Origin of the sequence: Yersinia alsatica, from assembly GCF_902170305.1 — a bacterium.
GTDB lineage: Bacteria > Pseudomonadota > Gammaproteobacteria > Enterobacterales > Enterobacteriaceae > Yersinia > Yersinia alsatica.
The window spans coordinates 111,759-135,484 of the sequence record NZ_CABHWW010000005.1 but is presented as its reverse complement, the minus strand read 5'-3'; the positions used below and the strand labels follow the sequence as shown (position 1 = coordinate 135,484).

Here is a 23,726-nt window from a genome sequence, read left to right as displayed (position 1 = left end):
TCAGAAGTGAAACGCCGTAGCGCCGATGGTAGTGTGGGGTCTCCCCATGCGAGAGTAGGACACTGCCAGGCATCAAATCAAGCCGAGACCCCATGCCAAAAGCGTGGGGTTTTTGCTATGTGGGATTTAGGATACAAGAGAAAGCCTTCTGCTGCGCAGAGGGCTTTTTTTATGCCTGCACTTAAAACAAAATACAATATGAGTATTATGATCGGTTAGAACAGCGCATGCACTGGTCCCAACGAGGTGAGACTCACCCAGAAATGAGGTGAATAGAGTAGGAAAAACCGCCGGTAACGATTTTTAACGTTGTGAGAATGCTAAAAAACGACGTGAATGTGATTGGCCGTGGATATTGATACGTAGTGCGAAGAATAAAAGAGAAGGCTACCCTAGCGGGTGGCCTTTTTGCTTTTATGATCCTGACGGGGCTGTTCTAAGCCAATGGCAGATAAACTCTGCAATCTGCTCCGGCTGATTAATATCTAACTGTGTCACTAGGGTATCAATCGGTTTATCACTTGCTAAAGCAATAACATAGCTATCAATCAAACCAGAAATAGGTTTACCAACCGCTTCTCTATAGAGTGCTATTTTATTGATTGGCTCATGTTTAAAACCTTCAACCAAGATCAAATCAATAGTTGTGGCATCTAACCTGCTGGCAAGGTAGTGGAGATCCAACGGCTTTTGTTCTGGGGTTTCCGTCATTAATGCCCAACGACAGTCGCTAGCGACCAGAGTCTGATGAGCACCCGCCTTACGTAACTCATAACTATCTTTGCCGGGTGTATCAATTTCCATATTGTGGTGTGTATGTTTGATTAAACCTACCCGGACTTGGCGCTGTTGTAGCAAGGGAATCAGGCTTTTTAGTAATGTTGTTTTCCCTGTTCCACTGTATGCAGCTATACCTAATAGCGGCGGTGCTTTCTGACTCATAACTCCCCCTGGTTACCTTGTTCCCATAAATCGCAATCTGCGGGCGTATTGAGATTGCTGAACTGGTCGCGCTGCCCACTAAACATAATGGGTTGAGCATGGATACTATCCATAAATATCATAAGTTTGCGATCGCCATTTGCTAAATATTCAGCCAACAGTGGTTTCAAACTCACATGCATTAGCGCTAATGTTGGATGTGCGCGCTCACCATCGTGCACATAAGCCGCCAATGCTTGCTGTTTACCCAGCCAAAGTTGAGACACTAAGTCGGTAGGGAGCATTGGGACGTCACAGGGAACGAATACAACCCATTCAGTAGTGGAATGACTCAAGCCCGCATGCATCCCCGCCAGCGGGCCCACAAAGCCGGTAATAGCATCGTTAATGACAGGAAGACTACTCTCTTGATAGCGTTCCTGATTGCGATTAGCATTAATCAATACATAGTTAACTTGGGGGTTGAGTCGCTCAATTACATATTGAAACAACGGTTTATCATGAAGAAGAATAAGTCCTTTATCGTTCCCCCCCATTCGGGAAGAGCGACCTCCTGCAAGAATAACGCCGGTAATATTGGGCTGCATTTCTATCACTCCGTTGTATTCAACTAGCAGACGAATTGTATCTTTAAATAGGAGAATACGTCAGGATTTACTTTTATTGACAATAGGCTCTCTTTCCCTGTGTGAATATCCCTGTTACTTTGTCAGCATATTTTTGAATAGGATAAATTTGCTATGAAATGTCATCGCGTTAATGAACTGATTGAGCTTTTACACCCGGCCTGGCAGCAAGATCCTGATTTAAATCTGGTGCAGTTTTTACAAAAGCTGTCAGACGAAGCCGGTTTTGAAGGTGAACTCTCAGAACTAACAGACGATATTCTTATTTATCATCTAAAAATGCGCGGCTCAGCATCAACAGAAGCTATTCCTGGTCTGAAAAAAGATTATGAAGAAGACTTCAAAACAGCCATATTGCGTGCTCGAGGCATCATTAAAGATTAGACATACTCCTGTCTGCGTAGATAGGGGCTTTGATGATACTATTTCTTATTCTCAGCGAGCCGCTGTCACTTATATAGACTGAATGTTGCTATGAACAGCTCTGCTTTTAATTTTCAGACGTTGTCTCCTGACCTGATTATGGATGCCCTTGAAGGGGTAGGGTTACGGGTGGATTCAGGGCTAACCGCTCTTAATAGCTATGAGAATCGCGTTTATCAGTTTATGGATGAAGATCGTAAACGGTACGTGGTGAAGTTCTATCGCCCCGAGCGCTGGAGCAGCGAGCAGATCATTGAGGAGCATCAGTTTTCAATTGATTTGGCAGAGTCCGAGATCCCGGTTATTGCCCCATTACCGTTTAACGGGCATACCTTACATACTCATGGTGGCTTTTTCTTTACCGTTTTTCCGAGTGTGGGCGGGCGTCAGTATGAGATAGATAATCTCGACCAATTGGAATGGGTTGGCCGCTTTCTGGGGCGCATTCACCAAGTGGGTCGTGATAGCCTTTTTGTTGCCCGCTCAACGATCGGCATTGAGGAGTATCTGACCGAGCCGCGTCAGTTGCTGGCCAGTAGCGAATTGGTACCAGCAAAACAGCGAGATAAGTTCCTGGCGGCGACCGACTTACTGATAAGCACTATAAAGCAGTATTGGCATACCGACTGGCAACCATTACGGTTACATGGCGACTGCCATCCAGGTAATATTTTGTGGCGTGATGGGCCGATGTTTGTCGACCTTGATGATGCCAGAAACGGCCCAGCAGTGCAGGATCTTTGGATGTTGCTGCATGGGGAGCGTAGTGAGCAATTAATCCAGTTAGATATTTTGTTAGAAGCCTATGGTGAGTTTGCTGATTTTGATCAGCGAGAACTCGCACTGATTGAACCTTTACGCGCGATGCGGATGGTTTATTACCTTGCATGGGTAGCCAGACGTTGGCAGGACCCGGCATTTCCTAAAAGTTTTCCGTGGATGGCGGAGTCTGATTTTTGGTTACAGCAGACGGCCTCATTTACCGAGCAGGTTAAGCTGTTGCAGGCACCCCCTTTGCAGCTGATGCCAATGTACTAAAGCTAAGATAATGGAGATTGTTATAGTATGAAAAATGTATGGTTAGCACTCGTTGGCATGGTGATGGCATTCAGTGCATCGGCCGCACAATTTACTGATGGCACTCAATACCAGACGTTAAACAAGCCAGTAACTGGTGAGCCTCAGGTTTTAGAGTTTTTCTCTTTCTATTGCCCACATTGCTACCAGTTTGAAGAGGTTTACCATGTTCCTCAGACAGTCAAAAAAGCACTGCCTGAAGGGGTCAAAATGACCCGTTATCATGTGGAATTCCTGGGTCCATTGGGTAAAGAACTGACCCAAGCATGGGCTGTTGCGATGGCTTTAGGTGTTGAGGAGAAAGTAACTCCACTGATGTTTGAGGGTGTACAGAAAACCCAAACAGTACAAACTCCTGATGATATCCGTAACGTATTTATCAAAGCGGGTGTAAGTGGCGAAGACTATGATGCGGCATTAAACAGCTTTGTAGTTAAATCACTGGTTGTTCAGCAGCAAAAAGCGGCTGAAGATTTACAATTACGTGGTGTGCCAGCCATGTTTGTTAATGGCAAATATATGATTAAGAACGATGGCATGGATACCAGCTCAATGGATAACTATGTTAAACAGTATGCGGATGTCGTTAAGTTCCTACTGACTCAAAAGTAATAGTACAAAAAAGAGGAGTGGATTTATTCACTCCTCTTTTACTGACCTAAATATCTGCTCGGCTTCAAGTCTGTTTCTCTCTTCGCCATAAATCATCATATTATCTAATGTGACAGTCATATAATTAAATGCTCACTGTTATTTATTATAGTGTTGTTTATGATTGATTTATCTATTTCAGTGATAGGTAAATGCCGATATTCATGGGATGAAAAGATAAAAGGAGGTTATGGAGAGTAATAAATAAAGTCGTGAGGATAAATTTACCATAAGTAAAATTTATTTACCTTACGCAGGCGACTGAATAAGTAATATCCACAATTTAGATAAAGAAATAATGACAGTAAAATAAAAAAACAATAACTGTAACACTATGATTATTCTAGTTTTAAATATTACGAATTCAACACTCTGCCGACAGATATAAAATGCACACGTTTTTACGCACAAAGTTATCCACAGGTTAGATCTTGTGGATCTTCACGCAAAAATGCTCTGTTTCGCACAAGAATGGACGCTAAAATTCGTCTCTTGCTGCCAGCTATGGCATTCTTAGCGTCAGACCTTGCTAAATAAAGATGAAGAAACCCTATGGCCCAGATTGCAGAAAACCCATTGATCCTCGTTGACGGTTCCTCTTACCTCTATCGTGCTTACCATGCCTTCCCGCCGCTAACCAACGGCAGTGGTGAACCTACTGGTGCCATGTACGGCGTGTTGAACATGCTACGCAGTCTGTTGCTGCAATATCGGCCAAGCCATGTGGCAGTGGTATTCGATGCTAAAGGCAAAACATTCCGTGACGAGCTTTTTGCTGAATATAAATCCCACCGTCCACCAATGCCTGATGATTTAAGAGCTCAAATTGAGCCACTTCACCAAATGGTTAAGGCGATGGGGTTACCTTTATTGGTGGTTTCTGGGGTTGAGGCCGATGATGTTATTGGTACTTTGGCGCAGGAAGCTGAAAAAGCAGGTCACGCAGTATTAATCAGTACTGGTGATAAAGATATGGCGCAATTAGTTACGCCAAATATCACTCTCATCAATACAATGAATAACGCTATTTTAGGGCCACAGGAAGTGTGCGACAAATATGGCGTTCCTCCTGAGCTGATTATTGATTTTCTGGCCCTGATGGGCGATTCCTCCGACAATATTCCGGGCGTCCCGGGTGTTGGCGAAAAAACCGCTCAGGCTCTGTTACAAGGTTTGGGTGGGCTGGATGCGCTGTTCAGTAATTTAGATAAAATATCCACACTGACATTCCGTGGCGCAAAAACTATGTCTGCCAAGTTAGAGCAGAATAAAGATGTTGCTTATCTCTCTTATAAATTAGCCACTATTAAGACGGATGTTGAATTGGACATAACCTGTGATGAGCTAAAAGTCTCACCACCGGATGATGACCAATTGCATCAGCTGTTCAGCCGTTATGAATTTAAGCGCTGGCTGGCAGATGTTGAAGCAGGTAAATGGCTGGATGGTAAAAAAGACCGGCCAACGGCGCAGACCAATAATAGAGCCTTTGTCACCGCAGAACCAGTTGCTGCGGCTGAAGTTACCGCCGTGTTATCACAAGAAAATTATCAAACTATTCTGGATGAGAAGTCTTTAGCTGACTGGATTGAGCGCCTTAAAAAAGCCGAAGTTTTCGCGTTTGATACTGAGACTGATGGCCTTGATACCCTCAGCAGTAATCTGATTGGATTTTCATTCGCTGTTGCTCCGGGTGAGGCTGCTTATTTGCCTGTGGCACATGACTATCTGGATGCCCCTGCCCAGCTTGATCGTGATTGGGTTCTGGCCCAACTTAAGCCATTATTGGAAGACGATAAGGCGCTTAAAGTCGGTCAGAATCTTAAATTCGACCAAAGTATGCTGGCGCGTTATGACATAAATCTGCGTGGTATAGCTTTTGATACCATGCTGGAATCTTATGTTTTAGACAGCGTTGCGGGCCGACATGATATGGATAGCTTGGCAGAGCGCTATCTCAACCATAAAACCATTACCTTTGAAGAGATTGCCGGCAAGGGTAAGAATCAGCTGACCTTTAACCAAATTGCATTAGAACAAGCTGGGCCTTATGCCGCAGAAGATGCCGATGTCACTCTACAGCTGCATTTGGTGTTATGGCCGAAACTGCAACAAAGTGAAGGTCTGAAACGGGTGTTCCAAGAAATTGAGATGCCGTTGTTGCCGGTTTTATCCCGTATCGAGCGAACTGGCGTCTTGATTGACCAAAATATCTTGGCGGCTCACTCCAAAGAACTCACCATTCGTCTTGATGAACTGGAAAAACAGGCGCACGAATTGGCTGAAGAGCCGTTTAACCTCGCCTCACCTAAGCAGCTCCAGGTCATTTTGTATGAAAAACAAAAGTTGCCTATCTTGAAGAAAACCCCTGGTGGTGCGGCTTCAACCAATGAAGAGGTGCTGGCAGAGTTGGCGCTGGATTACCCTCTGCCGAAGGTTATTCTTGAGTATCGCGGCTTGGCCAAGCTGAAAAGTACTTATACCGATAAGCTACCGCTGATGATTAACCCGGTGTCTGGGCGTGTCCATACCTCTTATCATCAGGCTGTTACTGCGACTGGGCGTCTGTCCTCCCGTGATCCTAACCTGCAAAACATTCCTGTGCGTAATGAAGAAGGGCGTCGTATACGTCAGGCTTTTATTGCGCCACAAGGTTACCGCATCATGGCGGCTGACTACTCACAGATTGAGCTGCGTATCATGGCCCATCTGTCGCAGGATAAAGGATTACTGGCGGCCTTTGCGGCTGGAAAAGATATTCACCGCGCTACAGCAGCCGAAGTTTTCGGTTTACCACTGGAAAAGGTCACTAATGAACAGCGCCGCAGTGCCAAGGCGATTAACTTTGGTTTGATTTATGGCATGAGTGCATTTGGCTTGGCGCGGCAGCTGAATATTCCCCGTGGGGAAGCCCAGCGCTATATGGATCTCTATTTTGAGCGCTACCCCGGTGTGCTGGAGTATATGGAGCGCACGCGCAAGCAAGCGGCGGATCAAGGCTACGTCACTACTCTGGATGGGCGTCGTCTCTATTTACCGGATATTCATTCACGTAATGCCACTCGTCGTAAAGCCGCTGAACGTGAGGCTATCAATGCGCCGATGCAAGGTACTGCCGCTGATATTATCAAGCGCGCCATGATTGCCGTGGATGCCTGGTTACAACAAGAGCCGGAACCCAAGGTGCGAGTCATTATGCAGGTACACGATGAATTGGTGTTTGAGGTACATGAAAGTGTAGTAGAAAGCGCTGAGCAGAAAGTTCGTGAGCTGATGGAGCAGAGCATGCAACTGGCGGTGCCATTGAAGGTGGATGTTGGTGTGGGTGATAACTGGGATCAGGCTCACTAGTTGTGCGGGTAAGTGGCGATAAATAAAGCATTTTATGTAATTAAGCTACATTTAAGGGCGATAATGCGGGGATGTTGTGCGCTGAATCGTGACAATTTGTGTAACTATACAACAAAAAATTCTTTTGCCCTGCGAAAAAATGATGTAGAGTTACAGATGTAGGGTACAGAGGTAAGATGTTCTATCTTTCAGACCTTTTACTTCACGTAATCGGATTTGGCTGTATATTAGCCGCCCCAGTCATTTATTGACTGGGGCGTTTTTTATTGGGCTTTTGCTGGCAGGATGGATAAGTTTGATGGGCCGAGAGACAGCCCTTGCGGGCTGCTTTAGTCATTACTCACCTTCGTCGTCATACTCATCAATCATGACTTCTGGTGGAATTTCGCTAAACCAGGTATCCAGTTTTTCCCGTAACTTATCAACGCCAATCTTTTTCAATGATGAGAAAGCTTCAACCTGAATATCACCCATAAATGGAATGATTGCTTCCCGCACCATGTTCAGTTGGGCTTTACGCGCACCTGAAGCTAGCTTATCCGCTTTGGTCAGTAATAAAAGAACCGGAGTTCCTACGGCTACTGCCCAAGTGATCATCTGCTGATCCAAATCTTTTAGCGGATGACGAATATCCATCAACACAACTAATCCTTTCAGACAGTTACGCTTCTGTAAATACTCCCCTAATGCGCGCTGCCACTTGAGTTTCATCTCTTCCGGAACTTCGGCATAGCCATATCCCGGTAAGTCGACCAAACGTACACCCTCAACCACTTCAAATAAGTTAATCAGCTGAGTACGACCCGGCGTTTTACTGGTTCTGGCCAAACTTTTCTGGTTGGTCAACGTATTGAGGGCGCTTGATTTGCCTGCATTCGAGCGACCAGCAAATGCCACTTCAATACCTTCATCACGCGGCAGATGGCGAATATCCGGAGCACTGATGACGAAGTGAGTCATGTGATAGTTATAATTTCTGATAGTCAAAATTTGTCGTCTCCGTGAGAGATAGCTTACATGGAGCGATTATAACTGCATCAGGCCGAAAAAAGGGGGTTTATCTTTATCCCCTTGGTACTTGAAGCTACAGAGGGGCTAACGAATCTCTTTTCCTGCTTTTTCCAGTGCAATTCCAATTTTTGTGAGTTGGCGGTCATTGTAGATAAGATTAATGGCTTATCATTTATCAACTGTTAAGAAAAACTTTATTAAATATGCGCTATTATTATCAACGGTTGGTTTTTTTCGTAATGTTTTTTCGAATAAAAACAAACGACTGATTACGTTTTCAACAGTGCGGGATGTACTGGCAAGGAGCTTAATCACTCAGGAAGAGTGGCTTATGCTTAAGGAATGTAATGGATATACTGTGAGCCAAGGATGATATAGGGAGCTTATTTAAACGGATGTTTATGGACACAGGCCGGAGTGCTGGGTGAGTCGCCTTCAAGGTTGGAGGGATGGCAAGGATGGCGTATTGCAGAAGGGAGAAACCGGGATGTTATCTAAGTGCAGGGAATGCGCTGTAAGGATATCCTTCCGCAGAAGGTGCGAAAAAAGGCGACAGGTTAATCTGCCGCCTTTTTTCTTTCTCTGCTTTCTGCTAGATTCCGGCCCAATCCTATACCCAATAAATTTCAAGATGCAGGAAGGCGACAAGTTGAGGGATTCTCGATGAACTTACCTAGGTAAGTGATTTGGGTGATTGCGCGTCGCTAACACTTATGCAACTTGAAAGATGACGGGTATATACTCAATCCAATCCCATACTCATTTAAGAGCACAGGTTATGAAGCAGCCAAGTAAAGCACCACGCACCAATAGCGGAGCCCCAAAAGGCACCGCGACGCCAAAGCGTCATAAAAAGACCCGTGTAGAGCTTGATATAGAAGCACGCGAACGTAAGCGCCAGAAGAGACACAGTGGCAATCGCTCTGGTGCAAGAACCAATGTGGAAGGCGGTAATAAAAAGGGTCAGACTCAAACTCAAGAGAAAGATCCACGGATTGGCAGCAAAGTGCCGGTGCCTTTGGTGATGGATAGCAAAGTAAAAGCTAAGCCAGCCACTAAGCCGGTAGCTAAAGTCGAAGCCAAGCCACGTCTGACGCCAGAAGAAGAGCTGACTAAGCTGGAAAACGACGAACGTCTGGATGCATTACTGGATCGTCTGGATAACGACGAAGTATTGAGCAAAGAAGACCAAGCTTATGTTGATCTGACATTAGACCGTATCGATGCCCTGATGGAACAATTGGGTATTGAACTGGGTGATGAAGATGACGAAGAGAAAGAAGAAAAGCAGGAAGACATTCTAAAATTACTGAAGAGTGGTAATCCAAAAGACGCATTTTAAAGTATGAAGTGGGTGATCCCGACAATAGCCCTACTACTTACATGTTATCTATTGTGGTTATTGGGTAAACTATGGCGGCTGTCGCAACGTAGATCACGATTGCGCAGCGCTACTGCGGCCAGACAACGAAAACATCTGCCCCCTAACCGGCCCGGTAAGCGAAAATATCGGAAGGAATGAACATGTCTGAACACGCTATAGTTTGGGATCTGTCCCTGATTCAAAAATATAATTATTCAGGGCCGCGTTACACTTCGTACCCCACTGCGCTTGAGTTTAGTGAAGATTACAATGAATCTGCTTTTCAGCAGGCGGTGAAACGTTACCCGCAGCGCCCTTTGTCGCTGTACGTGCATATCCCGTTTTGCCATAAGCTTTGTTACTTCTGTGGTTGCAATAAGCTAGTGACGCGCCAGCAACATAAAGCTGATGAATATCTGGCGGTCTTGGAAAAAGAGATCCGCCAGCGGGCAGCTCTGTTCGCCGGGCGTCAGGTTAGCCAGATGCATTGGGGCGGCGGCACGCCAACCTATCTGAATAAAACGCAAATCACTCATTTGATGAATCTGTTGCGTGAAAACTTTGATTTTCTGCCCGGTGCGGAGCAGTCAATTGAAGTCGACCCACGGGAAATTGAGTTGGATGTCCTTGACCATCTTCGTGCTGAAGGCTTTAACCGCCTGAGCATGGGGGTGCAGGATTTCAATAAAGAGGTGCAACGGCTGGTCAATCGTGAGCAAGATGAAGACTTTATCTTTGCGCTCATTGCCCGCGCCAAAGCCTTAGGTTTTAACTCCACCAATATTGATTTGATTTATGGTTTGCCAAAGCAGACACCTGAAAGCTTTGCTTTTACCCTCAAACGGGTGGCCGAACTCAGCCCTGATCGTCTGAGTGTTTTCAATTATGCCCATTTGCCGAGCCTGTTTGCCGCGCAGCGTAAAATTAAAGATGCTGATTTACCCAGTGCCGAACAGCGGCTGGATATTTTGCAGCACACTATCAGCTTCTTAACTGAGTCCGGCTATCAGTTTATTGGCATGGATCACTTTGCCCGGCCAGATGATGAATTAGCGGTTGCTCAGCGTGACGGTAAATTGCATCGTAATTTCCAGGGCTATACCACCCAAGGTGAGAGCGACTTACTCGGGTTGGGCGTCTCAGCCATCAGTATGCTGGGTGACAGTTATGCTCAGAATGAAAAAGATTTAAAAACCTACTATTCGGTGGTCGAGCAGCGTGGCAATGCATTATGGCGTGGCCTGACCATGACCGAGGATGACTGCTTGCGTCGTGACGTGATTAAAACACTGATTTGTAATTTCCAAATTAGTTATCAGCCGATTGAACAGCATTATGGTATTGGTTTTGCGGATTATTTTGCCGAAGATTTTGAGCTGCTAGCGCCGTTTGAACAAGATGGGCTGGTGGAGCGAGATGACAAAGGTATTCGCGTGACACCGCGTGGGCGCTTACTCATTCGTAATATTTGTATGTGTTTCGATATTTATTTACGTAAACAGGCACGCCGGCAGCAGTTCTCCCGCGTGATCTAATGATGTTCAGCAGCGATACCCGCCATCTTTCAAGATGCAGGTATCGCCGCTGAGGGGCATCTAAAGTCAGAGCCGTGCGATTCTCAGCTACTCCATTCCCAACTCTTTCAACTTACGCGTTAATGTATTGCGGCCCCAGCCCAATAGGCGCGCAGCTTCCTGCTTGTGCCCTTGAGTGTGGCGTAATGCGGTGGTTAACAGCGTGCGTTCCATCTCCGGTTGTGCCTCTGACAACAAATCCTGATGGCCAGAACGTAGCGCACGATCAGCCCATTGTGCCAGCAACGTTGACCAGTTATCTGGCATCCGCTGACCAGAAGCATCTGGCGTACTGGTTTCAAATAACTCAGAAGGTAAATCCTGAACCAGTACTTCCTGCCCGGCAGCCATCACTGTCAGCCAGCGACAGGTATTTTCCAGTTGGCGCACGTTACCTTGCCAAGGTAGGCGAGTCAGCGCGACTTCAGTTTCAGGATGCAGATTTTTGGCTTCCACCCCCAGTTCTTTCGCCGCCACTTGCAGGAAGTAGCGGGCTAGACGCGGAATATCTTCACGACGTTCGCGCAGGGGAGGTAAATGGACCCGAATCACATTGAGTCGGTGGAATAAATCCTCACGGAATTTACCTTCCTGAACGCGCTGCTCTAGATTCTGATGGGTCGCCGCAATGATGCGCACATCCACTTTAACTGGAGCATAGCCCCCAACTCGATAAAACTGGCCATCAGCCAACACGCGCAACAGGCGGGTTTGCACATCCAGCGGCATATCGCCGATTTCATCTAAAAACAGAGTGCCACCATCGGCTTGTTCAAAGCGGCCCTGACGCACCTGATTGGCACCGGTAAAAGCCCCTTTTTCGTGGCCGAACAGTTCTGACTCAATTAAGTCTTTTGGGATTGCCGCCATATTCAGCGCAATGAAAGGCGCTTTAGCGCGAGGGCTATGGCGGTGTAAGGCATGGGCGACCAGCTCTTTACCGGTACCGGATTCACCATTAATCAGCACACTGATAGAGGAGCGCGACAAGCGGCCAATGATGCGGAATACATCCTGCATCGCCGGAGCCTCACCGATGATATCGGCGGTCGGGCCACTGGCGGGTTGAGTACGCGCAGGTTGTTGCTGTTCTTGATAATGACTGATAGCCCGTTCAACCAGCGCTACGGCCTCATCAATATCAAAAGGTTTTGGCAGATAATCAAATGCCCCTTGCTGATAGGCGCTAACTGCGGCGTCTAAATCAGAATGCGCGGTCATTATGATGACCGGAAGCATTGGGTGGCGCTGCTTAATCTGTTTCAGCAGGGCCAATCCATCCATGCCAGGCATGCGGATATCTGATAACAACACATCCGGGGTTTGCGTCGCTAAAGCATCCAACACCTGATTACCTGAATCGAATGTCGCACAGTTTAGACCTGCTCCAGTCAGCGCGCGCTCAAGCACCCAGCGGATGGAGCTATCGTCATCGACGATCCAGACTATCCCTCGTTGCATAGAAACCTCACTGGCGAATAGGCAGGTAAACCGAGAATTCGGTATGTCCCGGCCAACTGTTAAATTCAATTTTACCCGAATGCTGATCGATAAGATTGCGGGCAATAGATAAGCCAAGCCCAGTACCACCCTCACGGCCACTTACCATCGGATAGAACAGGGTATCTTGTAATTGCGTTGGCACGCCTGGGCCATCATCTTGAATATCAATTCGGGCCGCCAAACGATAGCGCATGCCATGCAGTGTTATCTGAAATGCCGTACGGGTACGAAGCGTGATAGTGCCACCGGCCTCACCCAAGGCTTGTAATGCATTGCGGGTGATATTCAGCAGCACTTGTTCAATTTGGTCTGGGTCATGAGCCAGCTCAGGTAAGCTTGGGTCATAGTCACGGATTAACGTCACGTTATCCGGTTTTTCCAGAGAGACTAGCTGGCAAACGCGTTCAGCAACCTGATGGATGCTTTGTGTAACATGCTGACCGGGCCGCTGTGGGCCTAATAAACGGTCAACCAAATTACGTAAGCGGTCAGCTTGCTCAATAATCACTTTGGTATATTCCAGCAAGGCAGGATCGGGCAAGGCTTTCGACAATAATTGTGCAGCGCCGCGCAAGCCACCCAGCGGGTTCTTAATCTCATGCGCTAATCCTCGTACCAAATCACGAGCGGCAACTTGTTGTGCATGCTGCAATTGCTCTTGGCTGAGCCGACGTTGGTTATCCATCGGTGCCATTTCCAGCAAAATAAAACCTTCCGGTAGTGACTGCGCGGTCAGCGATAAAATATGCGCCCGACCATCAACCACTAATGTCACTTCGTTATCGGTGAAACCTTGCCCCGATTCCAGACTTTCCCTCATAAGAGCAATATTAAGGGAGAAATAGCCTAATAATTCAGGTAAGGGTGTACCAAAAAGTTTACGCGAGCTTTGCGCCAGAAGTTGCTGGGCTGCGGGATTGGCATAATGAATAGCCAGTGAGTCATCCAATAGCAGAATGCTATTAATGAGAGAATTGAGGATCTGCCCAGCATCGGGCAGCGTGCCTGTTGCCATCATGCAGACTCCTGCACACTCTTGGTGCATTTATACCCATAGATGGGTACATCCTATTGATTCAACCTCAGTTGAGCCAGAGGAATTGTGACAAAAAATGAAAGGTGGAGAAAAAAGCCCATCGTGAGATGGGCCAAAAGTTTCCACGGCAACAAAAAAAACGACTAATTAAAATTAAACGCTGTAATACAGTTCAAACTCGACTGGGTGCGGAGTCATGCGTACGCGGTCCATCTCTTCTTTACGCAGGTCGATGTAAGCATCGATAGCGTCATCAGTGAACACGCCACCACGGGTCAAGAACTCGCGGTCTTCGCTCAGTGCAACCAGTGCTTCGTCCAGGGAGCCTGCAACTTTTGGAATTTCAGCTTCTTCTTCCGGTGGCAGGTCATACAGGTTTTTATCCATCGCATCACCAGGGTGAATCTTGTTGATGATGCCATCAAGGCCAGCCATCAGCAGTGCTGCGAAGCACAGGTATGGGTTAGCCGCTGGATCTGGGAAGCGCGCTTCGATACGACGGGCTTTCGGGCTGGCAACCACTGGGATACGGATTGAAGCTGAACGGTTACGGGCTGAGTAAGCCAGCATGACCGGGGCTTCGTAGCCTGGGACCAAACGCTTGTAGGAGTTAGTCGTTGGGTTAGCCAAGGCATTAATTGCTTTAGCGTGTTTGATGATACCGCCGATGTAGAACAGCGCCATTTCAGACAGGCCAGCGTATTTGTCGCCTGCGAACAGGTTGGTACCATTTTTGGACAAGGACATATGGCAGTGCATGCCTGAGCCGTTGTCACCAAACATTGGTTTTGGCATAAAGGTCGCAGTTTTACCAAATGCGTGTGCCACGTTGTGCACCACATATTTGTAAATCTGAATTTCGTCAGCTTTCTTGGTCATGGTATTGAAGCGAGTTGCCACTTCGTTCTGACCCGCGGTAGCAACTTCATGGTGATGCGCTTCAACTACCAAGCCCATTTCTTCCATGGTCAGACACATGGTAGAACGCAGATCCTGTGAAGAATCGACCGGAGGAACTGGGAAGTAACCGCCTTTTACTGCTGGACGGTGGCCTTTGTTGCCGCCTTCGTATTTGGTGCTGGAGTTCCATGCGCCTTCGATATCATCGATAGAGACGTGGGAGCCACGAATGCTGCTACCAAAACGAACGTCGTCGAACAGGAAGAATTCTGGCTCTGGCCCGAACAGGACGGTATCCGCGATGCCAGAAGATTTCAGGAAGTCTTCCGCACGTTTGGAGATAGAACGCGGGTCGCGGTCATAGCCTTGCATGGTGCCTGGCTCAAGGATGTCACAACGGATAATCAGTGTGGAATCTTCGAAGAACGGATCCATAACAGCGGTGCTGGCATCTGGCATCAGTACCATGTCGGATTCGTTAATGCCTTTCCAGCCACCAATCGAGGAGCCATCAAACATTTTGCCTTCTTCGAAGAAGTCAGCGTTGACCTGATGAGCTGGGATAGTGATGTGCTGTTCTTTCCCTTTAGTATCGGTGAAGCGCAAATCAACGAATTTTACTTCGTGCTCATTCAGCATCGTCAAAACATGTTCAGCGGACATACTTATATCTCCCGGATTTGTCATAGTCGTCGTCGTGGAACGATTACCGTGTATTACTAAGGTTTATGGTGTTCTGGCATTTTTGCCGGTAAAAATTTCTTATTTCAATAACCTGTAACTGCAAAAAACCTTTTTACCTGCAAGGATGCGCCACTCAAAACAGCAAACTTGTGACTTTTTATTTCGGACTGTTATTCGTGCTGGCTATTCATGCTAAAATACATTGCGAAATCTATGCCAACTTTCCAAATCCCCCGGTTATGCCATATCATAGGGGTCTGCTGATATTCAGTATGCACCAGGATAGTCATATTGCACTATTTTGGTGCTTCATTTGCGCCGTTGGGCACTGTATTGGTGCAGAAAGGGGCCGAGAGGCTATTTTTGCACCGTGAAAGGGATCACAAACTAACCGCCGTTAGGTTGTTTATAAGAGAAGTTTGTGATCTTGTTTAGTCCCTCGCTTAATACGTGTACAATAGCGCGCTATTTCTAAATGCCTGAGGCAAAAAAGCTGTGATCGAGAATCTGCGTAACATCGCCATTATTGCGCACGTTGACCATGGGAAAACTACCCTGGTTGATAAGTTGCTACAACAATCTGGTACTTTCGGTGAACGTACTGAAGCAACTGAACGTGTAATGGACTCCAACGATTTGGAGAAAGAGCGTGGGATAACCATCCTCGCAAAAAATACCGCCATTAATTGGAAAGACTACCGCATCAACATCGTGGATACCCCAGGACACGCCGATTTCGGCGGTGAGGTTGAGCGTGTAATGTCTATGGTTGACTCTGTGCTGCTAGTCGTCGATGCAATGGATGGCCCGATGCCGCAGACCCGTTTCGTGACCAAAAAAGCTTTTGCTAATGGTCTGAAACCAATCGTGGTAATCAACAAAGTTGACCGTCCGGGCGCACGTCCTGACTGGGTTGTGGATCAGGTATTCGACCTGTTCGTCAATCTGGATGCAACTGATGAACAACTGGACTTCCCAATCATTTATGCTTCTGCATTGTTGGGTATTGCCGGTGAAGACCACAACAATATGGCGGAAGACATGACTCCGCTGTATCAAGCTATCGTTGACCACGTGTCTGCGCCACAAGTTGAGCTTGAAGCACCATTCCAGATGCAGATCTCTCAGCTGGATTACAACAACTATGTTGGTGTTATCGGCATCGGTCGTATCAAGCGCGGTAAAGTTAAGCCAAACCAGCAAGTGACTATCATTGATAGCGAAGGAAAAACGCGTAACGGTAAAGTCGGTAAAGTTCTGACTCATATGGGTCTGGAGCGTATCGAAGCCACTGTTGCTGAAGCTGGCGATATCGTTGCAATCACCGGTTTGGGTGAGTTGAATATCTCTGACACTGTGTGTGACGTGAACGCTGTTGAAGCGCTGCCAGCACTGTCTGTTGATGAACCAACCGTGACCATGTATTTCTGCGTTAACACCTCTCCGTTCTGTGGTAAAGAAGGTAAGTATGTGACTTCACGTCAGATTCTTGACCGTCTGAACAAAGAGTTGGTTCATAACGTAGCATTGCGTGTTGAAGAAACTGAAGATTCTGATGCCTTCCGTGTTTCAGGCCGTGGTGAGCTTCACCTGTCGGTTCTGATCGAAAACATGCGTCGCGAAGGTTTCGAGCTGGCTGTATCTCGTCCTAAAGTTATCAACCGTGTTATCGACGGTCGCAATCAAGAACCATTTGAAAGCGTAACTTTGGATATCGAAGAGCAGCACCAGGGCGCAGTAATGCAAGCCATGGGTGAACGTAAAGGTGACGTGAAGGACATGGTTCCAGACGGCAAAGGTCGTATTCGTCTGGATTATATGATCCCAAGCCGTGGCTTGATTGGCTTCCGTACTGAATTCATGACCATGACTTCTGGTACTGGCCTGCTGTACTCCACATTCAGTCACTATGATGATGTGCGTCCAGGCGATATCGGCCAACGTCAAAACGGCGTACTGATCTCTAACGGTCAGGGTAAAGCTGTTGCGTTCGCATTGTTCAAACTGCAAGACCGCGGCAAGCTGTTCATCGGTCATGGTACTGAAGTGTATGAAGGCCAGATTATCGGTATTCACTCACGTTCTAACGACCTGACTGTAAACTGCTTGACGGGTAAGCAGCTGACCAACATGCGTGCATCGGGTACTGACGAAGCTACCACTCTGGTTCCTTTCCTGAAGAAAACTCTGGAACAGGCTCTGGAATTCATCGATGACGATGAATTGGTAGAAGTTACCCCGCTGTCGATTCGTATCCGTAAACGTCATTTGACGGAAAACGATCGTAAGCGTGCAGGTCGTGGTCCTAAAGAAGCTTAATTCTTCTTTGTTCTGCTGATACTTAGGGCGCTTGCCGCGCCCTGAGTTCTTTATCCCCTTCGTTCTTGAAATTGCTGCTGTATTAGCGGTGTTCAATCACCCGAATCACTGACCTGAGTGCTCTCATCGGGACTCCTTCCTTGCTGCCTTGTCGCAACTCCCATGTCTTTGGGGATACTTTCTTTTTTTCATCAGGGTAAAAAATTATTTTTTCTGACTGACCCCTCCTTTTTCTTCCTCTCTCTGTTCAGTTTTCTCTTTTCCCGTTACAGTGAAACTCACCATCTAATTGGGAGAGCGCCATGCTGTATATCTTTGATCTAGGGAATGTGATTGTTGATATCGACTTCAAACGTGTGTTGGGCGTCTGGAGTAAATTAAGCAGTGTACCTTTGGCTACACTGAGTGAGCGTTTTACGATGGGAGAGGTCTTCCAGCAGCATGAGCGCGGCGAAATCAGCGATGAAGACTTTGCTCGCCAACTCAGTGATGAGATGGGGCTGTCTTTAAGTTTTGAACAGTTCGCCGAGGGTTGGCAGGCCGTGTTTGTCGCTTTACGCCCAGAAGTGATTGCGATAATGCAAAGGTTGCGTCAGGAAGGGCATCGGGTGGTGGTGCTATCCAATACTAATCGGCTGCACTGCAATCATTGGCCACAGCACTATCCTGAAGTTGCCGCTGCTGCTGACCATATGTATTTGTCTCAGGACTTGGGAATGCGCAAGCCAGAGGCCCGAATTTATCAACATGTGCTGAGTGCAGAAAATATTCCGGCGGAACAAGCTGTGTTCTTTGATGATGTTGAAGCAAACATTGTCGCGGCCAGAATCGAAGGCATTACTGCAATCCATGTCACTGACCGAAAGGTTATCCCTGCTTATTTTTCCTGATAAGTTCTTACTCTAATCATTAATGGGTTAGCCTTAAGTTGCTAACCCTTATCACACTGGCCTTAAAATTGTGCCTAACTGTGTTGACTGAGAGATGAACATGGCGAGTTTTCTGCGATCTCCACCGTTTAAACCCTGCGTCACCTTTGGGCGCATGCTCTATACCCGGATTGATAAAGATGGGTTAACAATGCTGGCCGGGCATTTGGCCTATGTATCATTGCTGTCTCTGGTGCCATTGATCACGGTGATTTTTGCTCTGTTTGCTGCATTTCCGATGTTCGCGGACATCAGCATAAAATTGAAAGCCTTCATATTTGCCAATTTTATGCCAGCTACCGGCGACATTATCCAAAACTATCTGGAGCAGTTTGTCGCAAACTCAAACCGGATGACCGTGGTGGGCACCTGCGGTTTGATTGTCACGGCGCTCTTGCTGATTTACTCCGTAGATAGTGTGCTCAACATTATTTGGCGCAGTAAAACCCAGCGTTCACTGGTATTTTCATTTGCGGTTTATTGGATGGTTCTCACCCTTGGCCCCATTCTGGTGGGGGCCAGTATGGTTATCAGCTCATATCTGCTGTCGCTACAGTGGCTGGCAAATGCCCAAGTAGATAGCATGATTGATGAGGTATTACGGCTATTTCCGTTACTGATTTCCTGGGTTTCATTTTGGTTACTGTACAGTGTGGTGCCAACGGTAAGGGTGCCAGCCAGAGATGCCGTCATCGGTGCGCTGGTCGCTGCACTGCTTTTTGAGTTAGGTAAGAAAGGATTCACGATGTATATCACGCTGTTTCCCTCTTATCAGTTGATTTATGGGGTGCTGGCCGTTATCCCCATTTTATTCCTCTGGGTTTACTGGAGTTGGTGCATTGTTTTACTGGGGGCAGAAATTACGGTCACCTTGGGTGAATATCGTGCGCAGCGCCATATCGCCAGCACCGAGGAAAACCAGAGTCAGGAGATGTAAGGCATTATGATTGCGTTGATTCAACGGGCGCTTAGCGCCAATGTCGTGGTCGATGGGAATGTTGTGGGTGAGATTGGCCCCGGGCTGTTGGTATTACTCGGTGTGGAACAAGGGGACACCGAGCAAAAAGCACAGCGTTTGTGTGAGCGGGTGCTGGGGTACCGGATTTTTGGTGATGAGAACGACAAAATGAATCTCAACGTTCAGCAGGCTGGGGGCAGTGTGCTGGTGGTTTCGCAGTTTACATTGGTTGCTGATACTCAAAAGGGCATGAGACCGAGCTTTTCTCGTGGGGCAGTTCCCGCAGAAGCTGACCGGCTTTATCAGTATTTTGTTGCTCAGTGTCGTGAGCGTGGTGTAAAAACTGAAACGGGGTTATTTGCAGCAGATATGAAAGTCAGCCTGGTGAACGATGGCCCAGTGACTTTTTGGTTGCAAGTTTAGATAGCGAATATTGCCTCAGGATTGAGGGCTATGACATAGATTTTATTGATAATTTTAAAGAGAGAATGCTCCTATGTATCACTTGCGTGTGCCCATAACAGAACAAGAACTCAAAGATTATTATCAATTCCGTTGGGAAATGTTACGCAAGCCGTTGCACCAACCGGTTGGTTCTGAAAAAGATGCTTACGACGCGATGGCCCACCATCAAATGGTCGTGGATGAGCAGGGCAAACCTGTGGCTATTGGTCGGCTATATATTAATGCTGATAATGAGGCCGCTATTCGTTTTCTGGCGGTAGACCCGTCAGTTCGCGCTAAAGGCTTAGGGACGCTGGTGGCAATGACGTTAGAGTCGGTTGCGCGTCAAGAAGGCGTCAAGCGGGTCGTCTGTAGTGCTCGTGAAGATGCCGTCGACTTCTTTGCCAAGCTGGGTTTTGTGAGTCAGGGAGAAATAACCGCCCCGCAAACCACCCCTGTACGCCACTTCTTAATGATCAAACCGGTGGTGACCATGGATGATATCCTGCATCGCCCCGATTGGTGCGGCCAGCTGCAGCAAGCTTGGTATGATCATATTCCGCTCAGTGAAAAGATGGGAGTGCGCATCAGCCAGTACACTGGCCAACGATTTGTCACGACCATGCCGGAAGCCGGTAATCAGAATCCTCATCATACCTTATTCGCTGGCAGCCTCTTCTCGCTGGCGACCCTGACAGGCTGGGGGCTGATTTGGTTGTTACTGCGTGAGCGCCATCTTGGTGGCACGATTATCCTTGCTGATGCCCACATTCGCTATAGTGCACCGGTTACCGGGCGACCAAGAGCCGTTGCTGAGTTAAGTTCTCTGAGTGGCGATCTGGACAGGTTGGCGCGCGGCCGTCGCGCCAGGGTGCAATTAGACGTAAATTTATTCGGTGATGAAGATGCAGGTGCTGTATTTTCTGGGACTTACATGGTTCTGCCCGTCGACGCTGGGAATGATGGGGTTAACTGATTTTTATACAAGCCCGTTTACTGATAACAGATAAGCGGGTATTTAGTTCCCATCTGTCACTGTACTATTAAACAGAGTTCTGTCTGGGCTCTGAGTATAATATCAGCCTAATATTTATTTTCCGTATTAGACTAAATAAAAAATACGAAATCATTGAGAAATATACTCGAGCAATTTTTTATAAAATGGGGCATAACAACGGGGAATTTTTGACTATACAACAGAATAGCTATCATAGAATCCACGCGTTTTTCATTAGAATACAGTTTAATAAATCGATATTTTTTATTTCTTAAACTTCCGTGCAATAAGAACTCCACTATTTAATTTTATAAGGGAAGTTTTCAATTAATCTTTTTAAAATAACATATACAACAGTCTAAAGAGTAAATAGAGTAAATAATACACTAGACGTAAGAGTGGGTTCGTTATTTAATGATGCAATGTTCGTTGTTAATTGCGGCTCGATGTTAATTATTAAAACCTAATGATTATTATATTAATTGCTATTATAAGGCATAGGAGTAAATAAGATGAACAAAGACTGGCATAGACAAGAGATTTTGGCTGAAATAAGGAAGAAAAAAGGTTCTCTTTCTGCTTTATCAAGAGAAAGCGGGCTTTCACCTGGAACGTTATCTAATGCACTGACCCGTCCGTGGCCAAAAGGAGAAATGATTATTGCGCAAGCTATTGGGATATCCCCTCAAGAGATATGGCCCAGCAGATTTATAGATTATAGCGGATGTACCATAATTAGAAGGATAAGGAAAAACTAAATCCAGGAGGGAAACATAATGGAAAAACCACTGTTAGACTCATTTAAAATGTTAATCCCCTTTTGGGAAAATAGCTCCGAAGCTTGGGGGGTAAAAGATAACAAATCAATATTTATCTACGCAAACGATAGATTTGGTGAGTTACTAGGTTTGCCGGATAAATATAATGTAGAAGGGCGATTCGATGGGGAACTTCCGGCTCCTACCGCGGAGTTTCAGGCTGAGTTTCAAGAACATGATCGGCAGGCGATACTGTCACAAGAGCGAGCCACAACGGTTGAAATACATGCCTTTGAACGACGTTCTTATTTTCAACCTTACTTTTGCGATAAATACCCATTAATAGATGAAGATGGCGTAGCACAAGGGCTTATTTTTCATGCCAGACCAGTGCAAGATATAATATTAACCCATTTAAATAAAATAAAAGTGCCAACATCATTGATATTCACTCCGCCATCTGAGTCATTTTCTAAAAGGGAGTGGGAAGTACTATTTTATATTTTGCATTCATTCTCAAGTAGTGAGATTGCTAAGAAACTTCATCTTTCATCACGAACTGTCTGTAATATTACTCAAAAAATATATAGTAAAGCTGGAGTTACCAGTAAACGCCAGATCGTGGAATATTGTTATGAGAAAAAAATTAATAACTATGTACCACAGAGTTTCTTTGACTATTCTGGGTCTTTTCCACTGATGTAATCGTAAAGAATAGTAAACTTTAAAGGGACGTCATGATGGGAAAAATAACTATAGATTCATTTGATGTATTAATACGATTTTGGGAGCATAGCTCTGAACCTTGGGGGATAAAAGATAATAAATCAAAGTTTATCTATGCTAATAATAGATTCAATAAACTGCTAGACTTGCCTGATAAATATAATGTCGAGGGACGCTCAGATGGTGAGCTTCCTACACCAATATCTGAATTTGAGGTGGAGTTTCAGGAACACGACCGTAAAGTTGAATTATTACAGGATCGTATCACATCCGTTGAGATACATGAGTGGGACGGCCTTTCATATTTTAAACCCAACTTTTGTGACAAATATCCATTAATAGATGAAGAGGGTATATCTCAAGGTACGATTTTTCATGTTAGACCAGTAGACGATATAATATTGACGCATTTGAATAAAATAAAAGTGCCAACATCACTGATTTTCACCCCACCATCTGATTTGTTCACCAAAAGAGAGTGGGAGATACTATTTTATATTTTACATGCATTTTCAAGTAATGAAATTGCTGAAAAACTTCATCTATCACGACGAACGGTGAATAATGTCATCCAGAATATATATAGAAAATCTGGTGTTACCAGCAAAAAACAGGTTATAGAATATTGCTATGAAAACAAGATCCATAATTATGTACCACAGAGTTTCTTTGACTATTCTGGGTCTTTTCCACTGATGTAAGATAAGGATTAATTAAAATAAAGAGGAAATGGTGATGGATAAAACACTATTCAAATCACTAAGATTATTAATACCATTTTGGGAGCGTAGTTCAGAGCCTTGGGCTGTAAAAGATCGTCAATCAAGATTTGTTTATGCGAATCTCCGAGTGAATAAATTATTTAATTTATCAGATAAATATAATTTAGAGGGGAGACTCGATGGTGAAGTCCCCACACCTGCGGCTGAATTTCAGGAGGAATTTCAGAGGCAAGATAGTAAAGTAGTGTTACTGCAAGATCGCGTCACATCCGTTGATATACAGTTATATGATGGAGTTTCATATTTCACACCTTATTTCTGTGATAAATTTCCATTAATAGATGAAAACGGTGTATGTCAAGGCGTTATTTGGCATGGTAGCCCTGTGACAGAGACAATATTATCTCGTTTAAATAAAATAAAAGTTCCCACATCCCTCATGTTTACTCCACCATCTGATTTATTTACCAAAAGAGAGTGGGAGGTGCTTTTTTATATTTTGCATGCATTTTCAAGCGGTGAGATTGCTAAAAGGCTCCAATTATCATTGGGGACTGTGAACAATGTTATCCAAAAGATCTACAGTAAAGCTGGCGTGACGAACAGGCGGCAAGCCGTAGAGTATTGCTATGAAAACAAAATCGATAACTATGTTCCTCAAAGCTTCTTTGAATACTCAGGGTCTTTTCCACTTATGTAGAATCTTTTATGCCGATTACGTTCGCTATTTCC

Annotated in this window: 22 protein-coding genes; 16 read left to right on the top strand and 6 right to left on the bottom strand. The window is 45.8% G+C overall.

Annotated elements, in window-relative coordinates; translation table 11 throughout:
- Positions 1–219, top strand: a 219-nt coding sequence (locus tag FTA96_RS23380; protein ID WP_222424305.1) for a hypothetical protein, incomplete at its 5' end; no start/stop codon positions are given.
- Between the two features lie 195 nt (positions 220–414).
- Here FTA96_RS23380 and mobB read toward each other — a convergent pair.
- Both mobB and mobA read right to left on the bottom strand, forming a co-directional pair.
- The gene (gene mobB, locus FTA96_RS01510; RefSeq protein WP_050135802.1) at positions 415–942 is read right to left on the bottom strand and encodes a molybdopterin-guanine dinucleotide biosynthesis protein MobB; all 528 of its coding nucleotides are present in this window, start codon (positions 940–942) and stop codon (positions 415–417) included.
- Positions 939–1,529: a molybdenum cofactor guanylyltransferase MobA gene (gene mobA / locus FTA96_RS01505; RefSeq protein WP_186371060.1), complete on the bottom strand. Its 591-nt coding sequence runs from the start codon at positions 1,527–1,529 to the stop codon at positions 939–941. The genes mobB and mobA overlap by 4 nt, the downstream gene beginning before the upstream one ends.
- A gap of 153 nt (positions 1,530–1,682) precedes the next feature.
- On the opposite strand from mobA, the gene FTA96_RS01500 reads away from it, so the two are divergent.
- The 4 genes from FTA96_RS01500 (at position 1,683) to polA (ending at position 7,070) form a co-directional block, all read left to right on the top strand.
- Positions 1,683–1,952, top strand: a complete 270-nt coding sequence (locus tag FTA96_RS01500) for a YihD family protein (protein WP_050110168.1) — start codon at positions 1,683–1,685, stop codon at positions 1,950–1,952.
- A 90-nt stretch (positions 1,953–2,042) separates the two neighbouring features.
- On the top strand, positions 2,043–3,029 hold the full coding sequence (locus tag FTA96_RS01495; RefSeq protein ID WP_050135800.1) for a serine/threonine protein kinase: 987 nt from the start codon (positions 2,043–2,045) through the stop codon (positions 3,027–3,029).
- A 27-nt stretch (positions 3,030–3,056) separates the two neighbouring features.
- Positions 3,057–3,680 (top strand): thiol:disulfide interchange protein DsbA, encoded by a 624-nt coding sequence (gene dsbA / locus FTA96_RS01490; protein ID WP_050110166.1) that lies wholly within the window; start codon positions 3,057–3,059, stop codon positions 3,678–3,680.
- 591 nt (positions 3,681–4,271) lie between these two features.
- The gene (gene polA, locus FTA96_RS01485; protein WP_050146984.1) at positions 4,272–7,070 is read left to right on the top strand and encodes a DNA polymerase I; all 2,799 of its coding nucleotides are present in this window, start codon (positions 4,272–4,274) and stop codon (positions 7,068–7,070) included.
- Positions 7,071–7,406: 336 nt separating this feature from the next.
- Here the strand turns inward: polA and yihA are convergent, their stop codons facing one another.
- Positions 7,407–8,057 carry a ribosome biogenesis GTP-binding protein YihA/YsxC gene (yihA, locus tag FTA96_RS01480; RefSeq protein ID WP_032912141.1) on the bottom strand — a complete coding sequence of 217 codons (651 nt, stop codon included), beginning with the start codon at positions 8,055–8,057 and terminating at the stop codon, positions 7,407–7,409.
- Between the two features lie 802 nt (positions 8,058–8,859).
- On the opposite strand from yihA, the gene yihI reads away from it, so the two are divergent.
- Both yihI and hemN read left to right on the top strand, forming a co-directional pair.
- The gene (yihI, locus tag FTA96_RS01470) at positions 8,860–9,423 is read left to right on the top strand and encodes a Der GTPase-activating protein YihI (protein WP_050123977.1); all 564 of its coding nucleotides are present in this window, start codon (positions 8,860–8,862) and stop codon (positions 9,421–9,423) included.
- Between the two features lie 182 nt (positions 9,424–9,605).
- Positions 9,606–10,979 carry an oxygen-independent coproporphyrinogen III oxidase gene (gene hemN / locus FTA96_RS01460; RefSeq protein WP_050318784.1) on the top strand — a complete coding sequence of 458 codons (1,374 nt, stop codon included), beginning with the start codon at positions 9,606–9,608 and terminating at the stop codon, positions 10,977–10,979.
- Between the two features lie 87 nt (positions 10,980–11,066).
- Here the strand turns inward: hemN and glnG are convergent, their stop codons facing one another.
- The 3 genes from glnG to glnA form a co-directional block, all read right to left on the bottom strand.
- On the bottom strand, positions 11,067–12,479 hold the full coding sequence (gene glnG / locus FTA96_RS01455; protein WP_050110158.1) for a nitrogen regulation protein NR(I): 1,413 nt from the start codon (positions 12,477–12,479) through the stop codon (positions 11,067–11,069).
- A 7-nt stretch (positions 12,480–12,486) separates the two neighbouring features.
- The gene (gene glnL, locus FTA96_RS01450) at positions 12,487–13,536 is read right to left on the bottom strand and encodes a nitrogen regulation protein NR(II) (protein ID WP_050135808.1); all 1,050 of its coding nucleotides are present in this window, start codon (positions 13,534–13,536) and stop codon (positions 12,487–12,489) included.
- A gap of 174 nt (positions 13,537–13,710) precedes the next feature.
- On the bottom strand, positions 13,711–15,120 hold the full coding sequence (gene glnA / locus FTA96_RS01445; protein ID WP_050110156.1) for a glutamate--ammonia ligase: 1,410 nt from the start codon (positions 15,118–15,120) through the stop codon (positions 13,711–13,713).
- 516 nt (positions 15,121–15,636) lie between these two features.
- Here glnA and typA point away from each other — a divergent pair.
- The 9 genes from typA (at position 15,637) to FTA96_RS01400 (ending at position 23,694) form a co-directional block, all read left to right on the top strand.
- Positions 15,637–17,460, top strand: a complete 1,824-nt coding sequence (gene typA, locus FTA96_RS01440; protein ID WP_050110154.1) for a ribosome-dependent GTPase TypA — start codon at positions 15,637–15,639, stop codon at positions 17,458–17,460.
- Positions 17,461–17,762: 302 nt separating this feature from the next.
- Positions 17,763–18,350 (top strand): glucose-1-phosphatase, encoded by a 588-nt coding sequence (gene yihX / locus FTA96_RS01435; RefSeq protein ID WP_050110153.1) that lies wholly within the window; start codon positions 17,763–17,765, stop codon positions 18,348–18,350.
- A gap of 100 nt (positions 18,351–18,450) precedes the next feature.
- Entirely contained in the window at positions 18,451–19,326 is an 876-nt protein-coding gene (locus FTA96_RS01430; RefSeq protein WP_050110151.1) for a virulence factor BrkB family protein, read from the top strand.
- A 6-nt stretch (positions 19,327–19,332) separates the two neighbouring features.
- Positions 19,333–19,770, top strand: a complete 438-nt coding sequence (gene dtd, locus FTA96_RS01425; RefSeq protein ID WP_134957322.1) for a D-aminoacyl-tRNA deacylase — start codon at positions 19,333–19,335, stop codon at positions 19,768–19,770.
- A 73-nt stretch (positions 19,771–19,843) separates the two neighbouring features.
- Positions 19,844–20,767 (top strand): fatty acid biosynthesis protein FabY, encoded by a 924-nt coding sequence (fabY, locus tag FTA96_RS01420; protein ID WP_050110147.1) that lies wholly within the window; start codon positions 19,844–19,846, stop codon positions 20,765–20,767.
- Between the two features lie 533 nt (positions 20,768–21,300).
- A complete protein-coding gene (locus FTA96_RS01415) occupies positions 21,301–21,546 on the top strand; it encodes a helix-turn-helix domain-containing protein (RefSeq protein ID WP_050110145.1) in 246 nt (81 codons plus the stop codon).
- Between the two features lie 18 nt (positions 21,547–21,564).
- Positions 21,565–22,251 (top strand): helix-turn-helix transcriptional regulator, encoded by a 687-nt coding sequence (locus tag FTA96_RS01410; RefSeq protein ID WP_145573042.1) that lies wholly within the window; start codon positions 21,565–21,567, stop codon positions 22,249–22,251.
- Between the two features lie 35 nt (positions 22,252–22,286).
- Positions 22,287–22,973, top strand: a complete 687-nt coding sequence (locus tag FTA96_RS01405; RefSeq protein WP_145573046.1) for a helix-turn-helix transcriptional regulator — start codon at positions 22,287–22,289, stop codon at positions 22,971–22,973.
- Between the two features lie 34 nt (positions 22,974–23,007).
- Positions 23,008–23,694: a helix-turn-helix transcriptional regulator gene (locus FTA96_RS01400; protein ID WP_050123973.1), complete on the top strand. Its 687-nt coding sequence runs from the start codon at positions 23,008–23,010 to the stop codon at positions 23,692–23,694.
- Positions 23,695–23,726 lie beyond the last annotated feature (32 nt).